This window comes from Methylobacterium sp. 190mf (genome assembly GCF_900107945.1).
Lineage (GTDB): Bacteria > Pseudomonadota > Alphaproteobacteria > Rhizobiales > Beijerinckiaceae > Methylobacterium.
The window spans coordinates 125333-139052 of sequence record NZ_FNVI01000007.1 but is presented as its reverse complement, the minus strand read 5'-3'; the positions used below and the strand labels follow the sequence as shown (position 1 = coordinate 139052).

The 13720-nt window shown below is 72.9% G+C and carries 14 protein-coding genes and 1 tRNA gene; 9 read left to right on the top strand and 6 right to left on the bottom strand.

Going from position 1 to position 13720, the window contains the following annotated elements; translation table 11 throughout:
• Window position 1: 1 nt before the first annotated feature.
• The 4 genes from C4T42_RS10390 to C4T42_RS10375 form a co-directional block, all read right to left on the bottom strand.
• Window positions 2-877, bottom strand: a complete 876-nt coding sequence (locus tag C4T42_RS10390; RefSeq protein ID WP_020092226.1) for an aldose 1-epimerase family protein — start codon at window positions 875-877, stop codon at window positions 2-4.
• A 76-nt stretch (window positions 878-953) separates the two neighbouring features.
• Window positions 954-2705, bottom strand: a complete 1752-nt coding sequence (locus C4T42_RS10385) for an ABC transporter ATP-binding protein (RefSeq protein WP_020092227.1) — start codon at window positions 2703-2705, stop codon at window positions 954-956.
• A gap of 79 nt (window positions 2706-2784) precedes the next feature.
• Window positions 2785-3153, bottom strand: coding sequence for a hypothetical protein (locus C4T42_RS10380; RefSeq protein WP_234082875.1), 369 nt, complete (start codon window positions 3151-3153; stop codon window positions 2785-2787).
• A gap of 21 nt (window positions 3154-3174) precedes the next feature.
• Window positions 3175-3861 carry a DNA-binding protein gene (locus tag C4T42_RS10375; RefSeq protein ID WP_020092229.1) on the bottom strand — a complete coding sequence of 229 codons (687 nt, stop codon included), beginning with the start codon at window positions 3859-3861 and terminating at the stop codon, window positions 3175-3177.
• 291 nt (window positions 3862-4152) lie between these two features.
• Here C4T42_RS10375 and C4T42_RS10370 point away from each other — a divergent pair, with 291 nt between their 5' ends.
• Together C4T42_RS10370 and C4T42_RS10365 are read left to right on the top strand one after the other, a co-directional pair.
• A complete protein-coding gene (locus tag C4T42_RS10370) occupies window positions 4153-4818 on the top strand; it encodes a response regulator transcription factor (protein WP_020092230.1) in 666 nt (221 codons plus the stop codon).
• Entirely contained in the window at window positions 4818-6143 is a 1326-nt protein-coding gene (locus C4T42_RS10365) for an ATP-binding protein (RefSeq protein ID WP_103985080.1), read from the top strand. Before C4T42_RS10370 ends, C4T42_RS10365 begins: the two co-directional genes overlap by 1 nt.
• Before the next feature lie 9 nt (window positions 6144-6152).
• Here the strand turns inward: C4T42_RS10365 and C4T42_RS10360 are convergent, their stop codons facing one another.
• Window positions 6153-7544: a PLP-dependent aminotransferase family protein gene (locus C4T42_RS10360; RefSeq protein WP_020092232.1), complete on the bottom strand. Its 1392-nt coding sequence runs from the start codon at window positions 7542-7544 to the stop codon at window positions 6153-6155.
• A 114-nt stretch (window positions 7545-7658) separates the two neighbouring features.
• Between C4T42_RS10360 and C4T42_RS10355 the strand changes: the two genes are divergently transcribed.
• Both C4T42_RS10355 and C4T42_RS10350 read left to right on the top strand, forming a co-directional pair.
• The gene (locus C4T42_RS10355; protein ID WP_020092233.1) at window positions 7659-7982 is read left to right on the top strand and encodes a DUF1127 domain-containing protein; all 324 of its coding nucleotides are present in this window, start codon (window positions 7659-7661) and stop codon (window positions 7980-7982) included.
• 40 nt (window positions 7983-8022) lie between these two features.
• Window positions 8023-8925, top strand: a complete 903-nt coding sequence (locus C4T42_RS10350; protein WP_020092234.1) for an EamA family transporter — start codon at window positions 8023-8025, stop codon at window positions 8923-8925.
• 101 nt (window positions 8926-9026) lie between these two features.
• On the opposite strand, the gene C4T42_RS10345 is transcribed toward C4T42_RS10350, so the two are convergent.
• Window positions 9027-9103: transfer RNA gene (locus C4T42_RS10345), tRNA-Asp, on the bottom strand.
• A gap of 384 nt (window positions 9104-9487) precedes the next feature.
• On the opposite strand from C4T42_RS10345, the gene C4T42_RS10340 reads away from it, so the two are divergent.
• The 5 genes from C4T42_RS10340 to nuoE are packed head-to-tail and all read left to right on the top strand — an operon-like array spanning window position 9488 to window position 13719.
• Window positions 9488-9853 carry an NADH-quinone oxidoreductase subunit A gene (locus C4T42_RS10340; protein WP_007560754.1) on the top strand — a complete coding sequence of 122 codons (366 nt, stop codon included), beginning with the start codon at window positions 9488-9490 and terminating at the stop codon, window positions 9851-9853.
• A 42-nt stretch (window positions 9854-9895) separates the two neighbouring features.
• Entirely contained in the window at window positions 9896-10483 is a 588-nt protein-coding gene (locus C4T42_RS10335) for an NADH-quinone oxidoreductase subunit B (protein ID WP_010686017.1), read from the top strand.
• A 9-nt stretch (window positions 10484-10492) separates the two neighbouring features.
• Window positions 10493-11140: an NADH-quinone oxidoreductase subunit C gene (locus C4T42_RS10330; RefSeq protein ID WP_020092236.1), complete on the top strand. Its 648-nt coding sequence runs from the start codon at window positions 10493-10495 to the stop codon at window positions 11138-11140.
• Between the two features lie 16 nt (window positions 11141-11156).
• A complete protein-coding gene (locus C4T42_RS10325) occupies window positions 11157-12347 on the top strand; it encodes an NADH-quinone oxidoreductase subunit D (RefSeq protein ID WP_020092237.1) in 1191 nt (396 codons plus the stop codon).
• 10 nt (window positions 12348-12357) lie between these two features.
• Window positions 12358-13719 (top strand): NADH-quinone oxidoreductase subunit NuoE, encoded by a 1362-nt coding sequence (gene nuoE, locus C4T42_RS10320; protein WP_103985079.1) that lies wholly within the window; start codon window positions 12358-12360, stop codon window positions 13717-13719.
• Window position 13720: the final 1 nt, after the last annotated feature.

Genomic DNA, 13720 nt, shown 5'->3' with positions numbered 1-13720 from the left:
GCTAGGTCTCCAGCGTCAGGCGGACGCCGTGGCGCGCCGCGGCGCCCGGGGCGAGCAGACGCTGCGAATCGCGCGCGGCGAGGTCGCCCGCGAAGTCCGACCAGTCGGCGTAGCCGGTCCAGCACTCCAGCGACAGGAAGGGTGCGGTCGGCTTGGTCCAGACCGCCAGGTGGGGGAAATCCGCCATCTCCATGCGGATCGATCGTCCGGGGCCGGTGAAGCGCATCCAGCGGCTGCGGGCGTTCCGGAACACGAAGGCCTCGGTGAAGAGCGCCGGATCGAGGGGCAGCGTGTCCCCGGCGAGGGGGATCGGCTGCTCGTCGCGCAGCAGCAGGCCGCCCGGGCCGACCTGCGGGGCGAAGGGCCGCTCCGCCTCCTCGAAGGCGACCGCGTAGCCGCCGTCGCGGGCGCGGGTGCCGCCCGCGAAGGGCCACGGGAAGGCCGGGTGGAAGCCGAGGGCGTAGGGCAGGGGGACGGCGCCGGGATTGGCGACGGTCACGTCGAGGTCGAGCCCCGCCGGGCGGACCCGCGCGGCGATGTCGAGCCGGAACGCGAACGGGTAGTGCGCCCGCGTCTCGGGCCCGTCGGTCAGGCGCAGGGTCACCGCGTCGGCGCTCCGGTCGACCACCGCGAAGGGCAGGTCCCGGGCGAAGCCGTGCTGGGCCATCGGGTAGCGCTCGGACCCGACCGTCACGTGCCCGCCCGCCGAGGCGCCGACCACCGGGAAGAGCCAGGGTGCGTGGCGGTTCCAGTGCTCGGGATCGCCGCTCCAGAGATACTCGGTCCCGCCGACCCGCCACGAGACCGGCTCGGCCCCGTCGGTCGCGAGCGTCGCGGTGGTGCCGTCCGGTGCGGTCAGCTCGATGCGCGTGGTCACGGTGCTCTCCCGGTCTGCCTCGGTGAGCCGAGGTAACGGAGGCGGGGCCGGACGCAAGGCCCCGGCGCGCGGTTGCTCAGGCCGCCGTTCCGAGCCCCGGCAGGACCGCCTCGGGCGGCCCGGAAGCGACGATCCGGCCGGCCTCCAGGACGTGGACCGCGTCGGCGCCCTCCAGGGTCGAGAGGCGGTGGGCGATCAGGATCAGCGTCCGCCGGCCCGAGAGGGCGCGCAGCGCCCGCATCACGGCCGCCTGCGTCTCGTCGTCGAGGGCCGAGGTCGCTTCGTCGAAGACGATGACGTCCGGGTCGTGGTAGAGTGCCCGGGCGATGCCGACGCGCTGGCGCTGGCCGCCGGACAGCCGCGCCCCGCGCTCGCCGACCCGCTCGGCGTAGCCGTGCGGCAGGGCGGCGACGAAGTCGTGGGCGCCGGCGAGCCGCGCCGCCCGCTCGACGGCGGCGAGGTCCGGCGCGTCGAGGCCCAGCGCGATGTTCTCCGCCACGGTCCCGTCCACCAGGAACACCTCCTGCGGGACGTAGCCGATCCGGTTCTGCCACGCGGGCAGGGTGCCGGCATCGAGGGGCCGGCCGTCCACGGTGATCCGCCCGGCGGTCGGGCCCAGCACGCCGAGGATCAGGCCCGCGAGCGTCGACTTGCCCGAGCCGGTGCGCCCGGCGAGGCCGACCGTGGCGTTGACCGGGATCGTCAGGTCGATCCCCGCGAGGGCCGGACGGCCGGTGCCGTAGTCGAAGCCGAGGCTCTCGAGCCGGATCGCCCGCGCGAAGGGCAGACGCTCCGCGGTGCGGGGCCGGGGCTCGCGCTCGTCGGCGAGCTCGTCGACGATCACCCGCACCGCCGGCAGGGTGAAGCGCATCAGCGCCACCGAGGTGAAGATGTTCTGGAAGGCCGGCAGCATGCGGTAGCCCGCGAAGGCGAACAGGCCGAGCAGCGGCAGGATGCCGGCGACGTCGAGCCCCTGGGCGAGCGCGAACAGCACCACCACGATCACCCCGCCGAAGGCCAGGGCCTCGATGACGAAGCGCGGCATCTGGCCGGTGAGCTGGCTCGCCGCGGTGGCGAGGGCGTAGGCCCGGGCCGGGGCGTCGAACCGCGACGCGAACGCCTCCGCGCGCCCGTAGAGCTTCAGCTCGGTGAGCGCCCCGAAGGTCTCCTGCACGATCCGGAAGCGGGCCTCGTTGTCGGCGACGGTGCGGCCGCCCAGCCGGGCCAGCCGGGCGCGCATCACCAGGTAGATCCCGACATAGAGGCCGCCGAAGCCGCCCCCCAGGATCAGCGCGAGCTGCGGCGCGTAGGCCAGCAGGAACGCGATCACCGCGAGCGCCGAGCTCGCCCGCGAGGCGAGCACCGTGGCGGGGGTCAGCGCGCCGATCACCAGCCGGTCGGTCTCGGACAGCACGTTCTTGGCGAGCTCGGCGCTGTTGGCTTTCGCGAAGAACAGCCGCTCCCGGTCGAGGTAGCGGAACAGCAGCCGCCGGCTGAGGCTGTAGCCGGCCAGGTGCGTGAACCGGAGCTGCGCGTAGGTCAGCCCGGCATTCACCAGCGCGGTGACGAGGATCGCCGCGAGCGCGGCCCCGCCGGTCACCAGCAGGAAGCCGCGCTCGTCGGTCAGTCCGAGGGCGCTCCGGGCCTGGGCCAGGTAGGGGATCCGGGTCGCCGCCGACGGGTCCCCGACCAGCGTCAGGAACGGGATCACCGAGGCGACGCCCACCACCTCGAGCAGCGCCGCCGCCGCGAGGCCGAGGGCGATCAGGGCGAGCCGGCGCCGGTCGGCCGACCGCATGGCGCGGACGAGGTCGATCAGCGCGCGCATGGCATCGCGGGGTCTGGCGGGACGGCTCGCATGGTTGGGCCGGGCTTAAGCGCGCCGTCCCGGCCTGTCCACGCCGGGCTCAGTCGAGCTTCTTCAGGGAGCCCAGGTCGACCTCGCCGTCCTGGCCGGTGAAGGTCAGGGTCTGGGCCGCCCCGTCCGCCTGCGCGACGCCGCCGATCCGGTGGTCGCCGCTGTCGTAGGTCGAGACCTGCCCGTCGCGGTCGACGAGGAGGCGGCGCTTGTCCGGGAAGAACGCGTACCTCATCCCGTTTTGCGCGCCGCTGGTCGCGGGCTCGCCGAGATCCTTCGGCCACCAGGGCTCCGCGCCCTTCATCGGTTTCATCGGCTCCATGGGCTCCATGGGTTCCATCGGCTTCATCGGCTCCACGGCGCGCACCTCCTGTCCGGCGAGAGACAGGAGGACGCGGCAGGCGCGGAAGGGTTGCACGCGGGCCCGCCCGGGCACGGCTCAGAGCGGCGGCAGCCCCGGCGCCGGGCGCTCCCGCACCTGGCCGTCGAAGCCGACATGGAGCTGGTGCTCGCGGCCGTCCCGGTCCTTCGCGGCCACCTCGAGATGGCGCGGCCCGCGGCCCGTGACCCGCACGTCGCCGTAGCCCGCCGCCTGGAGCGAGGCGGTCAGGGCGGCCATGTCGGGCTTCGGCCCGAGACCGAGCCGGTCCTTGGCCCAGTCCAGGCTGCCGGTCGGAGGGCCGCCGGCCGGCCCGAGCAGCAGCGTGCGCCCGTCCCCGTGGGTCAGGACCCGGGCGCGCAGGAAGCCGGTCTCGAAGCGACCCTGCACCGTCACGGTCTCGCCCTTGGCGACGAGGCCGCCGCCCTCGCCCTCGCGGCCCGTCTCCACGAGGGCCCGCCCGGTCCCGTCCTGCACCACGAACTTGTTGCCGAAGATCTCCGCGACCTCACCCTTGATGGCGGTCGCGCCGGAGGGGGCCAGGGCCTGGATCGCCACCGGCGCGACCGGCGTCGGCTGGAACGGCGTTCCCTGCGCCAGGGACAGGCCGACGGCGCCCAGGGCAAGCGGCAGCGCCACCGCGCCCACCACCCAGGTCCGCCGCGGCACCGCCCGCGACGCCGGCTTGGCGGCCTCGGTCTCGCGGACTTCCCGCGCGGTCCCGTCGATGGTCTTGTCGTCGCTCATGATCTCATCCTCTGGAGGGTCCGGATCCGCTCGATCCGATGCCCCTTCCTAGGGAGGCGCCGGCAATCCGGTCTGAACCGCGCGGTTCAGGCCCGGTTAAACGCGCCGCCCTAGAGCGCTCCGTGTGGAACCCGTGCGGGTTCAGAGGCTTGGCAGCGGGCGTTGATGCGGGCCGACAGGTCGGCGCCCGGGCGGCCGTCCCGGGAGCCGACGTGAGACCACGGCCCTAAGTGCCGGCGGCAGCGGGCGAAACCGGCCGGCCGCCGCGGTCCAGACGGGGAGGTGAGACCGGTGAAGATCCTGCTGGTGGAGGACGACGCCGCCCTCGCGGCGGAGGTCGCCAAGGTCCTGCGCGCCGAGAACTTCGTGCTCGACCACGCCGCCACCGGCGAGGACGCCCAGCATCTCGGCGAGACCGAGGGCTACGACGCCGTCGTGCTCGATCTCGGCCTGCCGAAGGGCGACGGCGTCTCGGTGCTGCGGGCCTGGCGCGGGGCCGGCCGGACCCTGCCGGTGCTGGTGCTCACCGCCCGGGACGGCTGGAGCGACAAGGTCGCGGCCTTCAAGGCGGGGGCGGACGACTACCTCGTGAAGCCGGTGCGCGTGGAGGAGCTGGTGATCCGCCTCCGCGCCCTCGTGCGCCGGTCCCAGGGCGGGGGCGCGAGCCGGATCACCTGCGGTCCCCTCAGCTTCGATCCGGGTCTCGGCGCCTTCGAGCACGAGGGCCTGCCGCTCAAGCTCACCGGCCTGGAATGGCGGGTCCTGTCCTGCCTGATGCTGAACCGCGAGACCGTGGTGCCGCGCCCGCACCTGATCGAGCGGGTCTACGAGGGCGACGCCGACGTCGATTCGAACTCCGTCGAGGTGATCATCACGCGCCTGCGCCGGAAGATCGCGCCTGCGCGGATCGAGAGCGTGCGCGGCCACGGCTACCGCCTGCACGCGGAGCCCGCCTGATGGCGGCGACGGCGCGGCGCCGCTCGCTCCGCACACGGCTGCTCGCGTCGGCCCTGGTGCTGGTGCTGGCGGCCCTGGTGGTGGCGGGCCTCGCCATCGGTGTGATCCTGCACCGCTTCGTGCGCGGGCAGCTCGACGGCCGGCTCGACGCGCAGATCGTCGCCCTGCGGGCCGGGCTCGAGGCCGGGATCCTCCCGCAGGGTCTCGACGCGCCGCCCTTCGACCGGCCCGGCCCCGGCTGGGCCTGGGAGGTGCGCCGCGGCGCCGAGACGATCCGATCCGGCTCCCTGCGGGGCGGGGACATCCGCCTGTCCGATCCCGGACCGGACGACGATCCGGGCCGGCCGCATCCGGCCTCGGGCACGGGGCCGCGCGGCGAGCCCCTCGTCGCCCGCGTGCTGACCGTGCCCGGGCCCGAGCCGGCGACGATCGTGGTGGCGGCGCCGGAGGGGGAGCTGCGCGGGCCGCTGCGCGAGGCGCTGACGAGCCTCGCCCTGGCGCTCGGCATCCTCGGCCTGTGCCTGCTCGCGGGCCTGGCCTTCCAAGTGCGCCTGGGCCTCGCGCCGCTGACGCGCCTGCGCGCGGACCTCGCGTCGGTCCGGGCAGGGCGGCACGAGCGCGTGCCGGCGGACCAGCCGGCCGAGATCGCGCCGATGGTGGCGGAGCTCAACGCGCTCCTCGACCAGAATGCGCAGAACCTGGAGCGCGCCCGCGGCCACGTCGCCAACCTCGCCCACGCCCTCAAGACGCCGCTCGCCACCCTGTCGATGGCCCTCGCCGAGCCCGCCCGCGACCCGGACGGCGCCCTGCGCCGGCAGGTGGACGACATGGACCGGCGGGTGCGCCATCACCTCCGGCGCGCCCGGGCCGCGGCCCTGGCGGGCTCGGCCCGGGGCCGCACGGCCCTGGCGCCCCGGCTGTCGGACCTGCGCGCGGCGCTGACGCGGATCCACGCCGAGAAGGGCGCGGCGATCGACCTCGACGTCCCGGAGACCCTGTCGGTCTCCTGCGAGGGCCAGGATCTCGACGAGATGCTCGGCAACCTCGTGGACAATGCCTGCCGCTGGTGCCGCGGCCGCGTGCGGGTCTCGGCGTCGGCGCGCGACGGCGCGGTGGCCGTAGTCGTGGAGGATGACGGGCCCGGCCTCGACTCGGCGGCGGCCTCCGCCGTCATGGCCCGGGGCCGGCGCCTCGACGAGGGCGTGCCGGGCCACGGCTTCGGGCTGCCGATCACCCTGGAGCTCGCCGAGCTGTACGGCGGCGGCCTGAGCCTCGGGCGGTCGGATCTCGGCGGCCTGCGGGCGGAGCTGCGGCTGCCGGCCTGACCGTGCCCCTCAGCCCAGCGCCTCCCGGAGGATCGGCCGGATCCGCGGATCGGCGCAGTGGGCCACGTTGAAGCGCATGTAGCCGTTCCACGCATCCGACAGGCTGAACGAGGTCCCGGGCGCCAGCACCATGCCGCGTGCCAGCGCCCGGCGGGCGACGTCGGCCCCGTCGCGCCCGTCGGGCAGCCGCATCCACAGGAAGAAGCCGCCCCGGGGCTGCGCCCAGGTCTCGAGGCCGCAGGCGCGCAGCTCCGCGGAGGCCTGCACCATCGCGCCGGCGAGCCGGCGGCGGGTCTCGGCGAGGTGCCGCCGGTAGGCGCCCTCGGTGATCAGCGCGTGCACCAGCGCGGCCGTGATGTGGCCGTTGCCGAGGCTGAGGGCGAGCTTGAGATCGACCAGCGGCTCGACCCAGTCGGCCCGGAGCGCGATCCAGCCGCAGCGCGCGGCCGCCGACAGGGTCTTGGAGAAGCTGCCGATCTGGATCACGCGCTCCAGTCCGTCGAAGCCGGCGAGCCGCGGGGCGGCCTCGGGCTCGAGGTCGCCGAAGATCTCGTCCTCGACGATGAGCGTGTCGTGCGCCTCGCACAGCTTGAGGAGCCGGTGCGCAACGGTCGGCGCGAGGCTCGCCCCGGTCGGGTTCTGGAGGGCGGCGTTGGTCAGGTAGAAGCGCGGCCGGTGCTGCTCCAGCAGGGTCGCGAGCGCCTGCAGGTCCGGCCCCTCCGGCGTGATCGGCACGCCGACCACCGCCACGCGCTGCGCGCGCAGCAGCGCCAGGAAGTTGAAGTAGCAGGGATCGTCGACCAGCACGGTGTCGCCGGGCTGGAGCAGGAACCGGCAGACGAGGTCCAGCGCCTGCGTAGCCGATTCGACCAGCACGATCTGGTCGGGCTCGGCGCCGACGCCCTTCTCGCCGACCTTGCGGGCGATCTGGTGGCGCAGGGGCTCGTAGCCCAGGGGCCGGTCATAGTTGGTCATCTCGGCGAGGTCGGCCCGGGCCACCCGGCGCAGGCCCCGGCGGATCGCCTCGTGGGGCATCCAGGAATCGGGCAGCCAGCCGGCCCCGGGCTTCAGCTGGTCGGAGCCGGCCTGCTGCGCCTGACGGGTGATCCAGAGCGGGTCGACGATCCGGTCGAGCCGCGGCCCCATCGCCTGGAGCGAGAGCGGCCGGGTCTTGCCGGCGACGTAGAAGCCCGAGCCCGGCCGCGGCACCACGGCGCCCTCGGCGGCGAGGCGCTCGTAGGCCTCCACGACGGTGGATTTCGAGACGCCCATCGTCTCCGCGAAGGCCCGGACCGAGGGGATCCGCACGCCCGGGACCAGCCGCCGCGCCGCGATCCGCTCGCGGATCTCGCCGACCACGGCCTCGACGCGCGTCCCTGGGCTTCTGACTTCGACCGTCATCCGTACTGCTCATTCGTCCGGACAATTCTTCCGAACCGTACCGAAGTGTTCCTGTCGCCGCCAGCCCCCGCCCGCCAGGATCGCGACGCCCCGGAACGATGGAGGAGGGGATCCATGACTCAGTGCCTGACAGAGACCGCCGCCCTGGAAACCCGGATCGGATCCCGGATCAGATCGCGCGGCGGATGGCTCGCCCGGATGGCCGGGCCCGTGCTGACGGTCGCCGCCGAGGTGCGCGCGGGCCTGACGCGGGCGGCGATGAACCGCCGCGTGCTCCAGCGCCTGTCGACCCTGTCGGACCGGGAACTGAAGGATATCGGCCTGACGCGGCAGGACGTGGCCGATGCCTGCGTGCCCGGCACGGTCGACGCGATCCACCTGCTGGTCGGCCGGCGCGACGAGCGACGCCACGCTCGGGCGGCCGTGCGGCCTTGGTGATGCGGTGGTGACGCGGCGGCGTGCGGCGTAGGGTGCGCGCATGACGCTGCGCGACGGGCTCGCCGCAATCCTGGTGGTCACGATCCTCGGGCTGGCCTTCGTGGCCATCAAGGTCGGCCTGGAGACGGTGCCGCCGCTGATGCTGTGCGCCCTGCGCTTCGGCTTCGCGGCGCTGCCGGCGGCGCTGGTGATCCGGCCGCCCCGGGCCCCCGTCGCCCTGGTGGCGGGGTTCGGCCTCGCCCTCGGGGTCGGCCAGTTCGGGCTGCTCATGACGGCGATCCGCCTCGGCATGCCGGCCGGGCTGTCGTCGCTCCTGATCCAAGTCCAGGTCCCGTTCACCGTGGCGCTCGCCTGGGCGCTGCAGGGGGAGCGCCCGCGCCGACGGCAGATCCTGGGCGGCAGCATCGCGCTCCTCGGCGTCGCCGCGGTGGCGCTCGGGCGGGGCGGGGGCGCCCCGCTCGGCCCGCTGATCCTCGTCGTCGGCGCGGCCCTGTCCTGGGCCAGCGCGAACGTCGTCGCGAAGCGGATCGGCCGGGTCGACCGCCTGGCGCTGATGGTCTGGAGCAGCCTCGCCACCACGCCGCCCCTGCTCATCCTGTCGCTGATCGTCGAGGGGCCCGGGGCGCTCACGGCGCTGGCGCATCCGAGCTGGGGGGCGATCGGATCGGTCGCGTTCCAGGCCTACCCGACGACGCTCCTCGCCTTCGGCCTCTGGAACGGGCTCCTGACCCGCTACCCGGCGGCTGCCGTGACGCCCTTCGCCCTGCTGGTGCCGGTGGCCGGCATCCTGAGCACGCATCTCGTCCTGGGCGAACCGCTGAGCGCCGACATCCTGACCGGGGGAGGCCTGATCCTGACGGGAATCGCCCTCAGCCTGCGCGGGACGCGGCCGGGCGCGGTCGCTCCACCAGGTCCTTCCCCCGAATCGTCGAAGGTGGCCTGACCGCACGGTCGAGCCATCACCCGTCCCGCTCGGGCGCGCGCGACTGCGCGTCGGCACGGTGCACCGCGAGACGAATTCTGATGGTGATATCGAGGGGGACGTGGCGCGGGCGACGGGGCTCGAACCCGCGACCTCCGGCGTGACAGGCCGGCACTCTAACCAACTGAGCTACGCCCGCACGGCGTGGTCGCTTCGAAGGGGCGTTTCGCCCGGCGACGGGGCGGGGTTTATGGGGCGCCCGGTGCCCTGTCAAGCGCGTCCCGCACGGATTCGCATCCGCCTCGATCCGCGACCGCCGCCGCAGGCATACCAGCCCCCCCGACTCGGGCCTGCGCGCTTCCGTCGTGTTGCGCCGGCGCCGCGCAAGCCCATCTCGGACATGACCGACAGGACGACCGACAGGACGGCTGACAGCGCGCTTTGTGCGACGCGACAAGCCATTGTCACGGGCCGGCGGCTCGACTAAGCCTCCGGCCGCGCGCATCCTGGCATAAGAACAATTCCACGGGCGGATCCGGGTCGGCGTCGCACCGCGGTTTCACTCGTCTCGCGAGGCCCTGGCATGACCGGATTGTTGGCGGATTACCTGCCGCTCATCGTGTTCATCGGCGTGGCGCTGTTCATCGCCACGGCGCTGCTGGTCGTCCCCTTCCTGGTGGCCTTCAAGAGCCCCGATCCCGAGAAGCTCTCGGCCTACGAGTGCGGCTTCAACGCGTTCGACGACGCCCGCATGAAGTTCGACGTGCGCTTCTACCTCGTCGCCATCCTGTTCATCATCTTCGACCTCGAGGTCGCGTTCCTCTTCCCCTGGGCGATCACCTTCGGGGATCTGGGCTGGTTCGGCTTCTGGTCGATGATCGTCTTCCTGGGCGTGCTGACCGTCGGTTTCGTCTACGAGTGGCGCAAGGGCGCCCTCGAATGGGATTGATCTCCCGCCGCTCGCCGCCCGCACCGAATTCTTGAGTCGCCGATGGCCCTGATCACCGACACCAACCGCGCCCCCGCGATCGCGCCCCAGCCGAAGGGGATCATCGATCCCAACACAGGCCGCCCGATCGGCGCGGACGACCCGACCTTCCTGTCGATCAGCGACGAGCTGGCCGACCGGGGCTTCCTGCTCACCACCACGGACGAGCTGATCAACTGGGCCCGCACGGGCTCGCTGATGTGGATGACCTTCGGTCTCGCCTGCTGCGCGGTCGAGATGATGCAGATGTCGATGCCGCGCTACGATTGCGAGCGATTCGGCTTCGCCCCCCGCGGCTCGCCGCGCCAGTCCGACGTGATGATCGTCGCCGGCACGCTCACCAACAAGATGGCCCCGGCTCTGCGCAAGGTCTACGACCAGATGCCGGAGCCCCGCTACGTCATCTCCATGGGCTCCTGCGCCAACGGCGGCGGCTACTACCACTACTCCTACTCGGTGGTGCGCGGCTGCGACCGGGTGGTGCCGGTGGACATCTACGTGCCCGGCTGCCCGCCCACCGCCGAGGCGCTGCTCTACGGCGTGCTGCTGCTGCAGAAGAAGATCCGCCGGACCGGCACGATCGAGCGCTGAGGAGCGGCCATGACGAACGGCATCTCGATCCTGCCCCACACCCAGCCGGCCTACGGCGACGACGCCGTCTCGGCCCTGGCCGAGCGCGTCCTCGGCGCCCTCGGCCCGGCGGTGGTGTCCCACACCGTCGCGTTCGGCGAGTTGACGCTGGTGGTCCAGGCCTCCGACATCGTCTACGCGCTGACCTACCTGCGCGACGATCCGGCCTGCGCGTTCCGCAACTTCATCGACATATGCGGCGTGGACTACCCGCAGCGCGAGAAGCGCTTCGACGTGGTCTACCACCTGCTCTCCCTGCGCCATAACCTGCGCATCCGGGTGAAGGTGCAGACCGACGAGGTGACGCCGGTCCCCTCCGTGATCGAGGTCTTCCCGGCGGCCAACTGGTACGAGCGCGAGACCTACGACCTCTACGGGATCCTGTTCTCGGGCCATCCCGACCTGCGCCGCCTGCTCACCGATTACGGCTTCGAGGGGCACCCCCTGCGCAAGGACTTCCCGCTCACCGGCTTCGTCGAGGTCCGCTACGACCAGGACCAGGCGCGGGTCGTCTACGAGCCGGTGCAGCTGACGCAGGAATTCCGGAACTTCGACTTCTTGTCCCCGTGGGAAGGCACCGACTACGTGCTCCCCGGCGACGAGAAGACGTCGCCTTGAGCCGCGGAGAGCGTCCGTGACCGAACACAACATCCGCAACTTCGCGATCAACTTCGGCCCGCAGCACCCGGCGGCGCACGGCGTGCTGCGCCTCGTGCTGGAACTCGACGGCGAGGTGGTCGAGCGGGTCGACCCGCATATCGGGCTGCTCCACCGCGGCACCGAGAAGCTGATCGAGTACAAGACCTACCTGCAGGCGACGCCCTATTTCGACCGGCTCGACTACGTGTCGCCGATGAACCAGGAGCACGCCTTCTGCCTGGCGATCGAGAAGCTCGCCGGGATCGAGGTGCCGCGCCGCGCGCAGCTGATCCGCGTGCTGTTCTGCGAGATCGGCCGCCTGCTGTCGCACCTGCTCAACGTCACCACGCAGGCGATGGACGTCGGCGCCCTCACGCCCCCGCTCTGGGGCTTCGAGGAGCGCGAGAAGCTGATGATCTTCTACGAGCGGGCCTCCGGCGCCCGGCTCCACGCCAACTACTTCCGGCCCGGCGGCGTCCACCAGGATCTGCCGCCGAAGCTCATCGACGACATCGACGCGTTCTGCGACCCGTTCCTGCAGGTCGTCCAGGACCTCGACGACCTCGTCATGGCCAACCGCATCTTCAAGCAGCGCAACGTCGATATCGGCATCGTGTCGGTCGACGAGGCGATGGAGTGGGGCTTCTCGGGCGTGATGGTGCGCGGCTCGGGCATCCCGTGGGACCTGCGCAAGGCGCAGCCCTACGAGTGCTACGAGGAGATGGAGTTCGACATCCCCGTCGGGAAGAACGGCGACACCTACGATCGCCAGGTGATCCGCATGGAGGAGATGCGCGAATCCGTGCGCATCATGAAGCAGTGCGTCGCCAAGCTGCGCGAGCCCGCCGGCCAGGGTCCGATCGCCTCCGTCGACGGCAAGTTCGCGCCGCCGCCGCGCCGGGAGATGAAGCGCTCGATGGAGGCGCTCATCCACCACTTCAAGCTCTACACCGAGGGCTTCCACGTGCCCGAGGGCGAGGTCTACGCCGCGGTCGAGGCGCCGAAGGGCGAGTTCGGCGTGTACCTGGTGTCCGACGGGACCAACAAGCCGTATCGCTGCAAGATCCGCGCGCCGGGCTTCGCGCACCTGCAGGCGATGGACTGGATGTGCCGCGGGCACCTCTTAGCCGACGTGTCCTGCGTGCTCGGCACGCTCGACATCGTGTTCGGCGAAGTGGATCGGTAAGACAGAAGCGATGGCAAACCGCAGACTCGCCCCGGCCTCGGAGCAGCCCGAGAGCTTCGCGTTCTCCCCTGAGAATGCCGAGTGGGCCAAGACCCAGATCGCCAAGTACCCCGAAGGCCGCCAGGCCTCGGCGGTGATCTCGCTCCTGTGGCGGGCGCAGGAGCAGAACGGCGGCTGGCTGCCGCGGGCGGCCATCGAGGCGGTGGCGGTCGAGCTCGGCATGCCGAACATCCGCGTGCTGGAGGTCGCGACCTTCTACACGATGTTCGCCCTCGAGCCCGTGGGCCGCTTCTGGATCCAGGTCTGCGGCACGGTCCCGTGCGATTCCTGCGGCGCGCGGGGCCTCAAGGAGATGCTCCAGGCCCGTCTGGGCCCGGCCGGACACGTCTCGGCCGACGGCAATTTCTCGTGGCTCGAGGTCGAGTGCCTCGGCGCCTGCTGCAACGCGCCGATGGTGCAGATCAACCAGGATTACTACGAGGACCTGACGCCCGAGTCCCTCGGCCAGCTGATGGACGACCTCGCCGCCGGCCGGCCCGTGAAGGTCGGCTCGCAGACCGGGCGCGTCTCGTCCGAGCCCCGGGACGCCGTGAACACCCTCACCGACCCGACGCTGTTCGACGGCTCGCGGGTCGGCGCGTGGCGCAAGCGCTTCGAGGAGGCCGGCAAGGCGGAGGAACCGGCCGCCCAGACCGGTGAAGCCGCGTCCAGCACGCAGCAGGCCGCCGAGAACCCGAAGCCGGCCCGGCCCGACGCCGGCCGCCCGGTCGAGCGTCCCGTGAGCGACGCTCCGGCCCAGCGCGCCGCCAACGGCGAGAGCCCGGTGAAGCCCGAGGATCGCGCCGACGCGGCCGAGCGCGGCCGCTCCACCGCCAAGCACGGCGCCGCCCGGCCGGGCGACGCGGACGTGCTCGACACGCCGGCCAAGCGCGTCGCCGAGGGCGAGCCCGCCGCCGGCGAGCAGGGCCACCAGGCGGTGCCGAACCGCGACGCCGTCCCGCAGCAGCCGGAGGCCTCCGGCGCCAGCGAGGGCGAGGTGGCGGCCGAGACCGAGGAGGCGCGCATCGCCGGCGCGCTCGCGGCCCTGCCGAAGGACGCGAGCCCCGAGCAGAAGGCCGACGCCGTGGGCAAGCGGCCGCCGGGGCTGGAGGCCGCCCGCGCCGGCAAGCCGGACGAGCTGACGCGCATCAAGGGCATCGGCCCGGGTAACAGCCAGCGCCTGAACGGGCTCGGCATCTACCATTTCGACCAGATCGCCGCCTGGTCCCGCGACGAGATCGCCTGGGTCGGCACCTACCTCGCGTTCCCGGGTCGCATCGACCGGGAGAACTGGGTGGGGCAGGCCAAGGCCCTGTCGGCGCCGGCTCAGTGAG

Bases quoted from the DNA above. Each gene is read 5' to 3' on its own strand.
- C4T42_RS10385 (WP_020092227.1), bottom strand. From the start codon at position 2,705: ATGCGCGCGCTGATCGACCTCGTCCGCGCCATGCGGTCGGCCGACCGG.
- C4T42_RS10375 (WP_020092229.1), bottom strand. From the start codon at position 3,861: ATGAGCGACGACAAGACCATCGACGGGACCGCGCGGGAAGTCCGCGAG.
- C4T42_RS10365 (WP_103985080.1), top strand. From the start codon at position 4,818: ATGGCGGCGACGGCGCGGCGCCGCTCGCTCCGCACACGGCTGCTCGCG.
- C4T42_RS10360 (WP_020092232.1), bottom strand. From the start codon at position 7,544: ATGACGGTCGAAGTCAGAAGCCCAGGGACGCGCGTCGAGGCCGTGGTC.
- C4T42_RS10355 (WP_020092233.1), top strand. From the start codon at position 7,659: ATGACTCAGTGCCTGACAGAGACCGCCGCCCTGGAAACCCGGATCGGA.
- C4T42_RS10350 (WP_020092234.1), top strand. From the start codon at position 8,023: ATGACGCTGCGCGACGGGCTCGCCGCAATCCTGGTGGTCACGATCCTC.
- C4T42_RS10340 (WP_007560754.1), top strand. From the start codon at position 9,488: ATGACCGGATTGTTGGCGGATTACCTGCCGCTCATCGTGTTCATCGGC.
- C4T42_RS10335 (WP_010686017.1), top strand. From the start codon at position 9,896: ATGGCCCTGATCACCGACACCAACCGCGCCCCCGCGATCGCGCCCCAG.
- C4T42_RS10330 (WP_020092236.1), top strand. From the start codon at position 10,493: ATGACGAACGGCATCTCGATCCTGCCCCACACCCAGCCGGCCTACGGC.
- nuoE (WP_103985079.1), top strand. From the start codon at position 12,358: ATGGCAAACCGCAGACTCGCCCCGGCCTCGGAGCAGCCCGAGAGCTTC.